Source organism: Aquitalea sp. USM4, assembly GCF_004328945.1.
Classification (GTDB): domain Bacteria; phylum Pseudomonadota; class Gammaproteobacteria; order Burkholderiales; family Chromobacteriaceae; genus Aquitalea; species Aquitalea pelogenes.
In genome coordinates this window covers 4019080-4031807 of sequence record NZ_CP029539.1, presented here as the reverse complement: position 1 = coordinate 4031807, position 12728 = coordinate 4019080, and the positions used below count along the sequence as shown (strand labels likewise).

General features: G+C 61.2%; 11 protein-coding genes and 1 pseudogene. 7 read left to right on the top strand and 5 right to left on the bottom strand.

Annotation, left to right across the window (positions count from 1 at the left end):
• Positions 1-25: 25 nt before the first annotated feature.
• Positions 26-574 carry an NAD(P)H-dependent oxidoreductase gene (locus tag DKK66_RS18495; RefSeq protein WP_131360401.1) on the top strand — a complete coding sequence of 183 codons (549 nt, stop codon included), beginning with the start codon at positions 26-28 and terminating at the stop codon, positions 572-574.
• A 64-nt stretch (positions 575-638) separates the two neighbouring features.
• Here DKK66_RS18495 and DKK66_RS18490 read toward each other — a convergent pair whose 3' ends face one another.
• The 4 genes from DKK66_RS18490 to copC all read right to left on the bottom strand — a co-directional run bounded on the left by DKK66_RS18490 (position 639) and on the right by copC (position 3557).
• On the bottom strand, positions 639-830 hold the full coding sequence (locus DKK66_RS18490; protein WP_045844931.1) for a hypothetical protein: 192 nt from the start codon (positions 828-830) through the stop codon (positions 639-641).
• Positions 831-956: 126 nt separating this feature from the next.
• Positions 957-2135, bottom strand: a complete 1179-nt coding sequence (locus DKK66_RS18485) for an MFS transporter (protein WP_131360399.1) — start codon at positions 2133-2135, stop codon at positions 957-959.
• Positions 2136-2307: 172 nt separating this feature from the next.
• Positions 2308-3189 (bottom strand): copper homeostasis membrane protein CopD, encoded by an 882-nt coding sequence (copD, locus tag DKK66_RS18480; protein WP_207389815.1) that lies wholly within the window; start codon positions 3187-3189, stop codon positions 2308-2310.
• A 2-nt stretch (positions 3190-3191) separates the two neighbouring features.
• The gene (gene copC, locus DKK66_RS18475; protein ID WP_131360395.1) at positions 3192-3557 is read right to left on the bottom strand and encodes a copper homeostasis periplasmic binding protein CopC; all 366 of its coding nucleotides are present in this window, start codon (positions 3555-3557) and stop codon (positions 3192-3194) included.
• A 413-nt stretch (positions 3558-3970) separates the two neighbouring features.
• On the opposite strand from copC, the gene DKK66_RS18470 reads away from it, so the two are divergent.
• Positions 3971-4981, top strand: a complete 1011-nt coding sequence (locus DKK66_RS18470; RefSeq protein WP_131360393.1) for a sensor domain-containing diguanylate cyclase — start codon at positions 3971-3973, stop codon at positions 4979-4981.
• 9 nt (positions 4982-4990) lie between these two features.
• Here DKK66_RS18470 and DKK66_RS18465 read toward each other — a convergent pair whose 3' ends face one another.
• Positions 4991-6271, bottom strand: coding sequence for a PepSY domain-containing protein (locus tag DKK66_RS18465; RefSeq protein WP_165494228.1), 1281 nt, complete (start codon positions 6269-6271; stop codon positions 4991-4993).
• Between the two features lie 289 nt (positions 6272-6560).
• On the opposite strand from DKK66_RS18465, the gene DKK66_RS18460 reads away from it, so the two are divergent.
• The 5 genes and pseudogenes from DKK66_RS18460 (at position 6561) to efeB (ending at position 12548) form a co-directional block, all read left to right on the top strand.
• Positions 6561-8750, top strand: coding sequence for a TonB-dependent siderophore receptor (locus tag DKK66_RS18460; RefSeq protein ID WP_131360389.1), 2190 nt, complete (start codon positions 6561-6563; stop codon positions 8748-8750).
• 211 nt (positions 8751-8961) lie between these two features.
• Positions 8962-9807, top strand: a complete 846-nt coding sequence (gene efeU, locus DKK66_RS18455) for an iron uptake transporter permease EfeU (protein WP_131360387.1) — start codon at positions 8962-8964, stop codon at positions 9805-9807.
• 35 nt (positions 9808-9842) lie between these two features.
• A complete protein-coding gene (efeO, locus tag DKK66_RS18450; protein WP_131360385.1) occupies positions 9843-10760 on the top strand; it encodes an iron uptake system protein EfeO in 918 nt (305 codons plus the stop codon).
• Between the two features lie 103 nt (positions 10761-10863).
• Positions 10864-11226 (top strand): annotated as a pseudogene (locus tag DKK66_RS18445) (cupredoxin domain-containing protein); the annotation flags it as partial.
• Positions 11227-11267: 41 nt separating this feature from the next.
• The gene (efeB, locus tag DKK66_RS18440) at positions 11268-12548 is read left to right on the top strand and encodes an iron uptake transporter deferrochelatase/peroxidase subunit (RefSeq protein ID WP_131360381.1); all 1281 of its coding nucleotides are present in this window, start codon (positions 11268-11270) and stop codon (positions 12546-12548) included.
• The last annotated feature ends 180 nt before the right edge of the window (positions 12549-12728 follow it).

Here is a 12728-nt window from a genome sequence, read left to right as displayed (position 1 = left end):
TTTCATTTTTTCAACAGGACATCACATGAAAACCCTCGTCATCGTTTCTCACCCCACGCCGCAACAATCCGTCGCCATCAAGGCGCTGCAACAGGTGGCCGAAGCCCAGGACAAGGTGACCGTGCGTCACCTGGACCAGCTGTACGGCACTGACAGCAATGCAATTGATATCGCAGCCGAGCAGCAGGCACATGAGGCGGCAGACCGCATCATCTACCTGTATCCGACCCACTGGTTCAACACCACGCCCATGCTCAAGGCCTACCTGAACCAGGTGTGGACCTATGGCTGGGCATTTGGCCCGGAAGGCAAGGCACTGCATGGCAAGGAATTGCAGATTGTCACCACCGCCGGTGCCACTGAATTTACTTACAGCCCTGCCGGGCTGATCGAAGCCACCATGGACGAAGTGCTGTCGCCGATGAAAGCCTCCGCATTGTATGTGGGCATGAAATACCGTGCGCCGCTGGCGTTCTACAGTGCCATGGGGCTGGATGAGGCCAGCCTTGACGCCATGCGCAGCCGTTTTGCGGCAAACCTGCAGGCTCCGCTTGGCAGCCAGCGCGCCGACTGAATGATCGTCTGATACAACAAGGCCCCCGGCATGCCGAGGGCCTTGTTGCGTCTGCTGCCAGGCTTCAGTGCAGCCCGGCATTGCGCTGCTTCACCACGGCGCAGGGGGTGCCGGCCGTGCAAAAGGCATCGTTCAGATTGGCGGACGGCCCGTTCTGCTGACTGACGGAGCTGGTTTGATCGGCCGCGGTATCGGCCCGGCTGAGCGGGCTGAGCACGAGCAGGGACAGGCATAGTGCCAGGGCGTGTTTCATCATGCTTCCTTTCCTGATGTGATCTGGCAAGAGCCAGGGTGGTGTGGGTTTTGACCAGGTTTTGACCGGCGGGCGCGGTGCTGATCTGGATAAATTCTTAATGAATACAATGGCTTGTGTTGTTATCTGTCATGCGTTCAGCGGGCGCAGCCGCTTGCCGCCGCCTGCCAGCAAGGTCGCCATCAGCAACAGCCCGGCACTGACAAGAAAAGTGGCATGAATGGACCACTGGTCGAGCAGGACGCCGCCAACCGCACCTCCACACAGGATTGCCAGCTGGATGGCGGCCACCATCAGCCCGCCGGTGCGCTCGGCCTCACCGGCGACACCCTGTGCCATCCAGGCAGACCAGCACACCGGAATGGCAGCATTCACCAGCCCCCACAACATCAGCAGCATGGCAACCGGCCACAACAGGCTGCCGGTCAGCAGCAAGCCCACAGTCAGCAAGGCCAGCAGCAATGGCAGCAGGCCCAGCAGCGGGTAAAGATGACGCTCCACCATGGCACTGGCGCTGCGGGTGCCGACAAAACCGGCCAGCCCCAGACCGCACAGCAATAGTGATAACTGTGGCAGGCTGACCCGGGTCAGCTGCTCCAGAAACGGGCGGAAATAGGTAAAGGCGGAAAATGCGCCGCCAAAGGTCAGCATCACTGCGGCCAGTGCGTATCGCACATGGCGCAAGGACAGCAGGGTCAGCGGGTTGGCGGCAGTTTGACCGGTTGGTGCCGGCAGGTCTGGCAGACTGCGCCACTGCCAGTACAGGTTGAGCAGCACCAGCGGAACCAGCGTCCAGAACACGCCGCGCCAGCCGATGATGCCGCCCAGATAACTGCCGGCAGGGGCAGCAAAAGCGCAAGCCACCGCATTGCCCATATACAGCGTGCCAAGCGCCGCGGCCAGTTGTTCAGCGGGCACCAGTCGGCTCACCGTGGCGGTGGCCAGCGACCAGAACCCGCCAATCACCAGTCCCAGCAGGGCTCGCGCCAGCATCAGCACGGCAAAGCTGTCTGCCAGGGCTGTCAGCAGCACCGACAGTAACAGCAGCGCGGTGAGGCAGAGCAGCACCGGTTTGCGGTCATGCTGGCCGATGAGTTTTCCCACCATCAGGCTGGCAAATACGGCAAACAGCCCGGACACGGAAATGGCCTGACCGGCCATGCCATCACTGGTGTGCAGGTCTGCGGCAATCGGGGTCAGCAGGCTGACCGGCAAGAATTCGGCGGCAATCAGCAAGCCCACGCACAGTGACATGGACAGCACGGCTGCATGGCAGGAGCGGGCGGCAAGAGGGGCTGGCAAAGACATGGCATTCCACGAATCAGAAGGTTGACGCAAGGGCAGGGCCGGCTGCTGACAGCCGGTCCGCGATGTGTGCAAAGCCTAAGGGAGGGGAGGCGGGCGACGGTAGCCCATTGCTGGCGATCTCTTGCCTGATTCGCCAGGGTGTAATGTCCGATGATACGGAAACGGTGCAGCCTTACCAGCTGGCCTGGTGCGGGTCCAGCGTACCCAGTACTGCGAGCAGGGCCAGGGCCAGCAGGCACAAGGCAATTTGCAGGCAGATGGCGCGCTTGAGGCAGGGCAGCCCTTGCGGCATGCGCGGCACCAGATGGTAGCGATTGTAGAGCGCCAGCACGGTCATGCCGGCCACCAGCAGCAGCTTCAGGCCCAGTAGCATGACATAGGCGGACAGCGTGTCCGGCAACAGGCTGCCATTGATCAGGTACAGATTGCCAAGGCCGGTGGCAAACACCACCAGCACCACCGCATGACCGGTGGTAGAGAAGCGGCGCAGGATGCCTGGCAGGGCGGCATGCAGTGCAGCAGGTGGCTGACGCAGCAATTGCAGCACCAGCGGCAAGGCACCCAGCCAGGCTGCACAGCTCAGCAGGTGCAACCAGTCATTACCCTGGTGTAGCAGCCCCGGCCAGCCCTGCTGCATGGCGGCATGTCCACTCAGGGTAAGACTGGCCAGCAGCAGGGCGCTCAGCCCTGCGGTGGCAGCCAGTGTATGGCGATGGCCCGCACGGCTTGTTACCAGCCACAGTGCCAGCGCTGCCAGCAACTGCCAGCACCAGGCATGGCCAATGCCGCTGTCACGCACCACGGCCAGCAGGCTGGCCGCTTGCCAGCTGTCGGACCAGCCATCACCCAGTATTGCGCTGTGCAAGGGCAGGGCCGACAGGGTGGCCAGCAGCAGGGCGCGAGCGGCACGCCGATTCCAGATGGCCTGCTGCTGCCAGAAGTCCTGGCGCAATGCGGCAGGCAGCAGCGCCAGCACAAACAGGCTGCTGCCCCATAGCCACATGGCTGCGCCATCAGTCAGCCAGCGGCACAGCCACAGCAAGCCTTCAGCCATGCTCACTTGCCAACGCTGAAGCTGTAAGTGCCTTTGGTTTTGTGCCCATCGGTCGACAGCACATGCCATTCCAGCTTGTAGTTGCCGGCAGGCAGCGGCTGGGCCGGTTTGACGGTCAGGGTTTTACCGCCATTGGCAAGCGTGGGTTCACCCAGTCCAATGTCCTGCTTGTCGGCATTGCTCAGCTTGATGCCGCTGAACTTCACTTCCAGTGCTTCGGAAAAGCTCAGGTTCAGGCTGGCCGGGCTGCTGACCACACTGTTGGCGGCCGGTTCGGCAGCTTTCAGATGCGCATGAGCCCAGGCTGCCGTGGTGGTGAGCAGGCTGGTGGCCAGCACCAGCAAGGTAGAGCGGATGGAAGCTTGCATGACAACTCCTGTTATCGGGTAAGTAAAACGGTTGTATATGGCACCCTGGCGCGGAGGCAGGATGCTAACGCATTGGCGCCGGCGCCGGTAGTCTGTTTCGTCGTCACCGGCGCTGCTGCAGCTGGCTTGTGCAGGCTGCTGGCTGCACCGTGCAGCAGTGATATCCGGTGGCCATTGTAAGAAGGTCACCGCATGCGCGACTGCGGCATATTGTCGCAGTGCTGTGGGCAAGCTGCCGGCCGTGGCAGGGTGCATATCGGTAAAGCCACAGTTGCAATAAGGTTGCTTGGTGTTGTGCACGCTTTTAGGTGAATAAACTAAGTGTTTCTACTAGAATATGTTTATTCCACATCGTGCATGTGCTGGGTGCGGTTTTCCTCGTCATTGAAATTGAATCGGGTATGGGAATGGGAATGGATCGAATCCTGTCGCAGCTGTCCTCCTCGCTGAACACGGCACAGACCATCGATCAGCTGGTACGCCCGATGCTGGAAATGCTGGCAATGATTACCAATATGGAGTCCACCTACCTCACCGATGTGGACCTGGACGGCCACAGCCAGCGCATCCGCTTTGCGCGTAATAGCGGCGAGCTGGACATTGCCGAGGGACTCACCGTGCAGTGGGAGGACACCTTGTGCAAGCGTGCGCTCGATAGCGGCCAGCTGGCCTGCAGTAGCGTGCCGCAGCGCTGGGGCGATTCCACCGCTGCCGCCAGTTTGCATATCCAGTCTTATGTCAGTGCGCCGATCAGCAATACCGACGGGCAGCTGCTGGGCACCTTGTGCGCTGCCAGCACCCGGACGGTGCAGATTACCGAGCAGGTGGAAGCGCTGTTCCGCCTGTTTGCCAATATCGTCGGCAATTTCATCGAGCGCGAAGTGCTGATGGAAAAACTGCAGGCTGCCAACGACCAACTGGCTACCCATGCGCTGACCGATCTGCTGACCGGACTGCCCAACCGCCGCGCCATGGTGGCTGAGCTGGAACGCCTGCTGGCCCAGGCCGAGCGCAGTGGTGTGTCCACCCTGGTGGGGGTGATAGATCTGGATGGTTTCAAGCAGATCAACGACCGTTATGGTCATCAGGGCGGCGACGAATTCCTGCAGGCCATTGCCCGGCGCGTGCAGGGTGGTTTGCGTGGCAGCGACCTCATTGGCAGGCTGGGTGGCGACGAATTCCTGTTCATCGGCCCCGGCCCGCAGCAGGGCGACCCGCAACATGCGGCCCTGCGCACCCAGCAAAGGCTGGAGCAGCTGATTGCCGGGCACTACCAGCTGGGCGAGCATCAGCTGGATTACGCCGGTGCCAGCGTCGGTGTGGTGGCACTGCCGCCGCAACGCTGGACGGTGGAAGCCGCCATCGAGCAGGCCGACACCCTGATGTACCGCCACAAGAATGCCAGACGGCAGGCGGCGGACTGAGCGGCACATTCAGCCTTGCTCCGCATCCTGCAGCGTCAATGACTGCTGCTGCCGTGCTCTGGCCTGGCTTTGCCGGCCACGCCGTTTCCTCCACCAGATTGCCACGCCAGTCACGCTGAGCGAACCCACCACTAGCCCCAGCAGCATGATGAACAGCTTGTAAGGCAGGCCGCCGATTGCCGCCATGTGCAGGCTGGTGAGCCAGCTGCGGATGGTGTCGCCGCTGGCCTCTGTCGTCGGTAGCCATGCCCCGCGTTCGGTACCGCTGTCGCCGTCAAAGTAAACCAGCGTGCTGCCCCAGCGCCGACTCACATCCAGGCTGCTGCGCGTGCTGAAGCTGTAGAGTCCGCTGCGCGCGTCGTAGCTCAGGTCATCTTCTTCCAGAATGACAAAGCCCTTGCGTGCTGCCAGCGCCGTCATCAGCGCACGGCCCCGCGTGCGGGCAGCATCCCAGCCCAGTTTTGGCGCTTGCCCGCCCGGGCGCACCGCAGCTTGCAGGCCGGGTTCCGGCTGGCTGGCAAACAGCGCCTGCATCACCGGCTTGTACACGGCGGGCAGATTGAAGGACACACTGCTCCAGGCCAGCACCAGCAACATGGCCCACAGCCACAGCGAGGCTGCACGGTGCCAGTCGAATATCAGCTTGTAACTGCCGCCGCCACGGCGGATTTTCCAGGACACTGCCCAGCGTTGCCGCCAGCTTTTGCCTGCTTTTGTCGGCAGGGCGGCCGCGTTTTTGCGCTGGGGAGCCGGGAATGTCAGCCAGGCCCCGGCAAAGCAATCGACAGTCCACAACAGGGCGATGATGCCAAACACCGTGCCGGCCCAATCCCCCAGTGCCAGCGAGTAATGCAGGCGGTAAATGAAGGGAATCAGGTTTTGCTTGCCCTGGCTGATGTCGCCCCAGTGCCGTGCACCCTGAATCCGCCCGCTGTAAGGATCGACAAATATCTGGTCATTGGCAGGCTCGCTCAGCGTGCCATCGGCTTGCATCCGGCCGGACAGCCAGAAAATCACGCTTCTGCCTGCTTCCTGTGCCAGCGGCACCGTATTGGCCTGCGCGTCGGGAAATGCCTGTGCCACGTTTTGGCGCAGCAGCAAGGGGTCCAGCGGCCGGGCTGCTGCAGTGGGTGCCTTGCTGTAGAACAGCTCCGGGTTCAGCCAGTGATCCAGTTCCTCGTTCCACGCCAGAACGGCACCGGTACAGCCTGCCAGCAGCAGGAAACCAGCCATGGTCAGGCCCAGCCAGCGGTGTATCAGGACCAAGTTCTGTCGGAAATGCGGTTTCATGTCTGCTGCCATCGGGGTGAGGGAGGATTGCTTGCCTGCCTGTGACGGGCGGTGATCATCGGACTTGCCGTGGGGCATGGCCGGGTGATGGCTGCGCAGTGTATATGCAAATGCGAATCAATAGCAATAAATTCAGAGACATCCACTTGCAGCGCGGCAGAGGGTGTGAATTGCCGATGTAAAGATGATTGACAGCAGGTAAATGTCATGCAGAAAATAAAAACGAGAACCATTCGCATTTGAAGAAGCGTACTCATTTCCGTTTTTTAACATTCTGGATATTTACCCCATGCAAGTTCACCGGCCTGCTGCTGCCCGTCATTCCCGAATTCCCGGTTTTACCCTGCGTCCCTTGTGCCTGGCTGTGTGGCTGGCTGCTGCCGGTGTGGCCGGCGAGGCTCTGGCCGATGATGGAACAACGGCGGCCACATCCAGCGACAAGGCGGGCGGGCTTGCCGTTCTGCCCGCGGTGTCGGTATCGGCCGAGGCGGTCAGCACCCAGCTACCCACCGATCAGCAGGAAACCTACACCATCAAGCACAGCACCTCGGCCACCCGGCTCAACATGAGCCCGCGGGAAACCCCGCAGGCAGGTTCGGTAGTGACGCATGCCCAGATGGAAGATTTCCGGCTGGCTACCATCAACGACGTACTGGCCAATACCACCGGGGTGACGGTGGAGAAGGTGGAAACCAACCGGACGTATTACACCGCCCGCGGTTTTGACATCACCAATTTCCAGATGGACGGCATTGGCGTGCCGATGACCTATGGCCTGCAATATGGCGACATCGACATGGCCATGTTCGACCGGGTGGAAATCGTGCGCGGTGCCAATGGCCTGTCCAGCTCCACCGGTAATCCGTCCGCCACGGTCAATTTCATCCGCAAGCGCCCGACTGACGACTTCCAGGCCTCGGCCGGCCTCACCATTGGTTCGTGGGACACCAAACGGCTGGACGTGGACGTGTCCGGCCCGCTGAACGAGGCAGGTACGGTCAGCGGCCGGGTAGTGGCGGCGCATGAGGATGGCCATTCCTATCTGGACCGCTACCAGCCGTCCCGTGATGTGTTTTACGGTGTGCTGGCCAACAAGCTGAGCGACAAGACCACGCTGACCGTGGGCTACAGCTATCAGAAACAGGAAGGCAAGGGCGCCATGTGGGGTGCGCTGCCCATGGCGTACAGCGACGGCACACCGACCAATTACCCGGTAGGCACCAGCACCTCGGCCAGCTGGTCCTATCTGAACACCACGGATCAACGGGTGTTTGCCGAGCTGGCGCATGCGCTGGACAACGGCTGGCAGTGGAAGAGCACGCTGGGCTACAACCAGGCAGATACCGACAGTGCGTTGTTCTATGTATACGGCACGCCCAACAAGAGCAGCGGTGGCGGGCTGTATGCCTATCCCTCGCTGTATGACAGCAGTAACAAGCAGGTGTATTTCGACAGCAATCTGGGTGGCAAGTACGCACTGGCCGGACGTCAGCATGACTTCAATTTCGGGGTGAACCTGTCACGCTCACGCATGACGGACATCAGTCATTACGGCGAAGGCATCGGTACCGAACTGTTTGGCAACAGTGCATTCAATGGCAGCTATGCCACGCCCAGCTTTGACGCCAGCGTGGATGGCAGCAGCTATGTGGACACCCGCAAGACCGTTTACGCGGCAACACGCCTGAACCTGGCCGACCCGGTCAAGCTGCTGCTGGGTGCCAATTACACCCAGGCCAGCTCCACTGGTGCCAGCTATGGCGTGGCCCATGCGCTGGAGCAGTCGGCCACCTCGCCCTATGTCGGCCTGGTGGTGGACCTGAACAGCGAGATTTCCGCTTACGGTAGCCTGTCGAAGATTTTCAATCCGCAAACCCAGACCGATGCCAGCGGTGCCACACTGGCCGCCGCCCGTGGCACAGGCAAGGAAATCGGCCTCAAGGGTGAGTTCCTGCAACGCCGTCTGAACACTGCCTTGTCGCTGTTTGAAGTGGAGCAGGACAATATTGCCGAACAGGCCGGCTATGTCGGCAGCAAGGCTTACTACCGTGGCATCTCGGCCAAGTCGCGCGGGGTGGAGTTTGATTTGTCCGGCGAGCTGGCCCACAACTGGCAGGCCAGCCTGGGTGTGGTGGCACAGCAGATTACCGGCCAGAACGGCGAGGATGTGCGCCTGTATGTCCCGCGCCGTCAGCTACGGCTGTCCACCACCTGGCGCGTACCGCAGCTGGAGCAGCTGAAACTGGGTGCCAGCCTGAACTACCAGAGCGAAACGCGTTACAGCAGCACGTCCGCCGCTTATCAGGGCGGGTATTCGGTATGGAACCTGATGGCCAGCTACGACGTGGACAAACACCTGACCGTGGCGGCAAACCTGTACAACGTGCTGAACCGCAAATACCTGACCAGCGTGTACTGGGACCAGTCCTACTATGCTGCGCCGGTCAATGCCAGTGTCTCGGTTAAATGGAAATACTGAAATGGAAATGCTGAGTTAACGCTGTAACGGAGCCTGCAGCCCCTGGCTGCCTGCCGGTCGGTCTGGTGCCGACCGGCTTTTTTTATGGCTGCCCGGTTTGGGCAAATTGTTAAGCAGTATTGCAGCGCGGGATGACGACAAGAATTGGCGTTGACAGTTCAATTGATAATGAGCATGATTCGCATTTACATTAATCCGCAAAGACATCATCATGCTTATCCCGTTTCTCATCATGCTGCGCGAAGGCATGGAAGCCGCACTGATTGTCGGCATCATCGCCAGCTATCTGCGTCAGTCCGGTCAGCAGCGCTTCATGCCTGCGGTATGGCTGGGGGTGGTGCTGGCCTGCCTGCTCAGCCTGGGCGTGGGCGTGGTGCTGGAATTGACCGAGCAGGAATTCCCGCAAAAGCAGCAGGAGCTGTTTGAAGCTGTCGTCGCGTTGATTGCGGTGGGCATTCTCACTTCCATGGTGTTCTGGATGAAGCAGGCCGCCCGCTCCATCAAGGGCCAGTTGCAGGACTCCATTGATGCGGCACTCAGCCGTGGCCGCGGCCAGGCTTATGCGCTGGTCGGCATGGCCTTTTTTGCCGTGGCGCGGGAAGGGCTGGAGTCGGTGTTCTTCCTGCTGGCCACCGTGCAGCAGCAAAGCAGCAATCCGCTGGCCTGGCTGGCCGCCTTGCTGGGCCTGCTGGTAGCCACGGCCATGGGCTGGGGTATTTACCAGGGCGGGGTGCGCATCAATCTGCGTCGTTTTTTCCGCCTGACCGGCATGTTCATCATCCTGGTGGCCGCCGGGCTGCTGGCCGGTGCCGTCAAGGCCTTGCACGAGGCAGGACTGTGGAACCAGCTGCAAGCAGTGGTGATCGACCTGAGCCGTGTGCTGCCGGTGGATACACCGCTGGGCGTCATCCTCTCTGGCATGTTCGGCTATGACGACACCCCCACGGTCAGCGAGCTGCTGGCCTGGGTGCTCTACCTGCTGCCGGCACTGTTTCTGTTCCTGCGTGATGGCAAGCCGGTGGCCAGTGTGTCGTCCGCCTCGTTGTCCTCCCGTTGAAATCCCCGTTTATCCATCCTGAAGAAAGTTGACTGATGAAAAAGACTTCCCTGTGCAAGCTGTCCGTTCTGGCCTTGCTGCTGTCCACGCTGGCGGCATGCGGTAAAACCGGGGATGCGCCGTCGGCTGATGCTGCAGGCAGCGCTCCTGTAGCAGAGGCCGCGGCTTCGGCGGCAGCGGCATCCGCTCCTGCCGTGGATTACAGCACGCAACTGGCAGCCCCCATTGCTGAATACAAGAAATATGTCAGCAGCGAGCTGGAAGGCCTGTTGACCCAGTCCAAGGCCTTTGCCGCCGCCATCAAGGCCGGTGATCTTAAAAAGGCGCAAGGCCTGTACGCCATCACCCGCCAGCATTACGAACGCATCGAGCCGATTGCCGAGCTGTTCTCCGACATGGACTCTGCCATCGACGCCCGTGAAGACGACTTCAAGCAAAAAGCGGCCGATCCCAAGTTCACCGGCTTCCATCGCCTGGAAAAAGCCCTGTTTGGTGACCACACCACCAAGGGCCAGGCCCAGTATGCCGACAAGCTGGTGGCTGACATCACCGAGCTGAACAAGCGCGTGGCCACACTGGACATTCCGCCGGCCAAGATGGTGGGTGGCGCTGCAGGCCTGATCGAAGAAGTGGCCAAGACCAAGGTAAGCGGAGAAGAAGACCGCTACAGCCATACCGACCTGTGGGACTTCCAGGCCAATGTGGACGGGGCGCAGAAAATTGTCGAACTGCTGCGCCCGCTGCTGCAACAAGCCAGCCCGGACCTGCTGGCCAAGGTGGATGAAAACTTCAAGACAGTGGACGGCCTGCTGGACAAATACCGTAGTGAGGACAAAAAAGGCTTTGTCAGCTACGACAAGGTGACCGACGCCGACCGCACCGCGATGAAGGGCCCGATCACGGCACTGGCCGAAGACCTGTCCAAGCTGCGTGGCGTATTGGGTCTGGATTGATTCAACTGCCGCCGCCGTGACCTGACCCACGGCGGCAATCAGCCATGCCGGGCAGCCAGCAGTAAGCCGGCTGCCACTAGCAAGCATTGCAAGCATTCAGGAAATACTCATGTTCAAAACCCTGGCACCGTGTGTGATGCTGGTATTGCTGGCGGCCTGCGGCAAGCAAGGCGCAGCCCCTGCTGCTGTGGCCACTGCACCGGCCATTCCCGTTGTGAATGTCGGCGTCAACGATGAAGCCTGCGAACCCATGCAACTGACCGTCAAGCGCGGCAAAACCCAGTTCCTGATCAAGAACAACAGCGCGCGCGCCGTGGAGTGGGAAATCCTCAAAGGCGTGTATGTGGTGGAGGAGCGGGAAAACATCGCGCCCGGCTTCAGCCAGAAGCTGACGGCAAAACTGGAACCCGGCAAATACGAAATGACCTGCGGCCTGCTGAGCAATCCGCATGGCGTGCTGATCGTCGAGTAAGCATCGAACAAGCATCATCGGGACTGATTTCACTCATGACAGAACAAGACAATAACCATACCCTGTCCGCATCCGGCAGCCAGCCAGACAGGCAGCGGCGCAATCTGCTGCGTGGTGCCGGCCTGTTTGGCGGCGGTGTGCTGGCGGGGGCCGTGGGGGCGGGTGGCTGGTTGAAGCTGCAGGCATCACCAGACCCTGCAGCGCAGCGCGTGCCGTTTGCCGGTGTGCATCAGGCCGGGGTGACAACCCCGACGCCGCAAGAAGCCATTTTCATCGCCTTTGACGTCCTGGCCCGCGACCGCAAGGGCCTGCAGGAAACCCTGCAATTGCTGACACGGCGCATTGCCTTCCTGACCCAGGGTGGCCCGGCCCCGGTGGATGCGCCCAAACTGCCTCCGCCGGACTCCGGCCTGCTGGGCGATACCGTGTCGCCGGACGCGCTTACCATCACCGTGGCGCTGGGCGCTTCATTGTTTGATGGGCGCTTCGGACTGCAGGCACTGCGCCCCAGACACCTCACGGCCATGCCTGCCTTCCCCAACGACGCGCTGGATGCCGCCTGGTGCGACGGCGACCTGCTGCTGCAATGCTGTGCCAATTCCCGCGAAACCGTGATTCACGCGGTGCGTGACATCATCAAGCATTGCCCTGACAAACTGGCCGCGCGCTGGAAAATGGATGGCTTCCAGCCTGCCGCAGCGGTACGGCATGCCAGCACGCCGATCAATCTGTTCGGCTTCAAGGATGGTACGGGGAATCCCGAGACGTCGGACAAGCAACAGATGGATGCGCTGGTGTGGGTGGGCGACAAGGACCAGGAACCCGCCTGGGCCAGAGGCGGCAGTTATGCCGTGGTACGGCTGATCCGTTTCACCATGGAGCAGTGGGACCGCACGCCCCTGGGTGAGCAGCAGGGTATCTTTGGCCGCGACAAGCACAGCGGTGCGCCGCTGGGCAAAAAACAGGAGTTTGACGACCCGCAGTTTGCGGCCGACCCGCATGGCCAGCAGGTGCCGCTGGATTCCCACATGCGCCGCGCCGAACCGCGCCTGCATGGCCGCCACGATGCCAGGTTGCTGCGCCGCAGCTACAGCTATTCGCTGGGGCTGACCAAATCCGGCCAGCTGGACATGGGGCTGGTGTTTGTTTCCTTCCAGGCCAATTTGCAGACCGGCTTCATTGCCACCCAGCAGCGCCTGAATGGCGAGCCGCTGGAGGAATACATCAAGCCTTTTGGTGGTGGCTACTTCTTTGCCTTGCCCGGTGTGGAAGACAATGGCTGGCTGGGCCAGTCCTTGCTGGCCGCTGCGGGCTAGTGCGCTTTCCCTGCCAAACTGAAAGCCGGTGCGTGCGCCGGCTTTTTTGCGCTTTGTCTCCTTGCTGCCCCAGCGGGCTGCTATGCCTGCAATGACATATTCCCCGGTCGAACATCTGATTTTGCTATATCAGTTAGAGCGATTTTGCTGTTGGATGCCCCGGCCAAACAGCCCATGATG

Bases quoted from the DNA above. Each gene is read 5' to 3' on its own strand.
- DKK66_RS18485 (WP_131360399.1), bottom strand. From the start codon at position 2,135: ATGTCTTTGCCAGCCCCTCTTGCCGCCCGCTCCTGCCATGCAGCCGTG.
- DKK66_RS18465 (WP_165494228.1), bottom strand. From the start codon at position 6,271: ATGAAACCGCATTTCCGACAGAACTTGGTCCTGATACACCGCTGGCTG.
- DKK66_RS18460 (WP_131360389.1), top strand. From the start codon at position 6,561: ATGCAAGTTCACCGGCCTGCTGCTGCCCGTCATTCCCGAATTCCCGGT.
- efeO (WP_131360385.1), top strand. From the start codon at position 9,843: ATGAAAAAGACTTCCCTGTGCAAGCTGTCCGTTCTGGCCTTGCTGCTG.
- DKK66_RS18495 (WP_131360401.1), top strand. From the start codon at position 26: ATGAAAACCCTCGTCATCGTTTCTCACCCCACGCCGCAACAATCCGTC.
- efeU (WP_131360387.1), top strand. From the start codon at position 8,962: ATGCTTATCCCGTTTCTCATCATGCTGCGCGAAGGCATGGAAGCCGCA.
- DKK66_RS18490 (WP_045844931.1), bottom strand. From the start codon at position 830: ATGATGAAACACGCCCTGGCACTATGCCTGTCCCTGCTCGTGCTCAGC.
- copC (WP_131360395.1), bottom strand. From the start codon at position 3,557: ATGCAAGCTTCCATCCGCTCTACCTTGCTGGTGCTGGCCACCAGCCTG.
- DKK66_RS18470 (WP_131360393.1), top strand. From the start codon at position 3,971: ATGGATCGAATCCTGTCGCAGCTGTCCTCCTCGCTGAACACGGCACAG.
- copD (WP_207389815.1), bottom strand. From the start codon at position 3,189: ATGGCTGAAGGCTTGCTGTGGCTGTGCCGCTGGCTGACTGATGGCGCA.
- efeB (WP_131360381.1), top strand. From the start codon at position 11,268: ATGACAGAACAAGACAATAACCATACCCTGTCCGCATCCGGCAGCCAG.